Genomic DNA, 734 nt, shown 5'->3' with positions numbered 1-734 from the left:
GTGGTGGAGGCCGCGCCGGCCAGTGCCGACCATGGCGAAGCTGTGGTGGCGACCGTTCAGGTGGAAGAAGTACAGCGGGTAGGGCGCCAGCGCGTAGTCGCTGACCCGGAAGCCGAGCAGGTCGCGGTAGAAGGGCAGCAGCGGCGCCACGTCCTCGACGTTAAGCACCGCGTGCCCCATGCCGAGCGGCCCGGTGCGGAAGCCAGAGATCGGCCGGCCCGGCACGAAGGGCTCGCTCGCCACCGCCGGCCCGTGGAAAGCCTCCAGCCGGTGCCCGGCTGGGTCGCTGAAGGTGATCAGCCCAGCGACGTGCCGGCGGTCGGCGAGGTCGCGCGTGCCCCGCCGCACCGCGCCGCCATGCCGGTCGAGGCGCGCCGCCAGTGTCTCGAGCGCGGCGGCGTCGGCGACCTCCCATCCCAGGAAGCCGAGGCCGTCACCCGCCTCGCCGGTCACCATCAGGCGCTGGCGGCGGTCGTCCATGCGGAAGGCGGCGCTACCGCCGCCGCGGTCGACCTGCTGCATGCCGAGCAGGCGCGTGGCGAAGCCGGTCCAGTCCTCGAGCCGCGCCGAATCGACGCCGATGTAGCCGAGCGATTGCAGTTCCATGCCGTTCTCCTGCTCCGGGGCTACACGGGGACGCTTGCGGCGTCGTAGCGGTACATCCAGTCGTAGCGTTCGCGCAGCCGGTCCTCGGCCCATTCGCGCTCGACATAGGCGGCGGCGCCGGCGGGGTC

Annotated in this window: 1 protein-coding gene; it reads right to left on the bottom strand. The window is 73.0% G+C overall.

Translation table 11 applies throughout. The features are described from left to right. Positions 1-606: VOC family protein (locus Q7A36_RS40445; RefSeq protein WP_305109434.1), on the bottom strand; the 606-nt coding region annotated here is incomplete at its 3' end. Between the last annotated feature and the right edge of the window lie 128 nt (positions 607-734).

This window comes from Paracraurococcus lichenis (assembly GCF_030657435.1).
GTDB lineage: Bacteria > Pseudomonadota > Alphaproteobacteria > Acetobacterales > Acetobacteraceae > Paracraurococcus > Paracraurococcus lichenis.
Note: the sequence above shows the minus strand (reverse complement) of the source record. Positions and strands in the feature narration are given on the sequence as shown.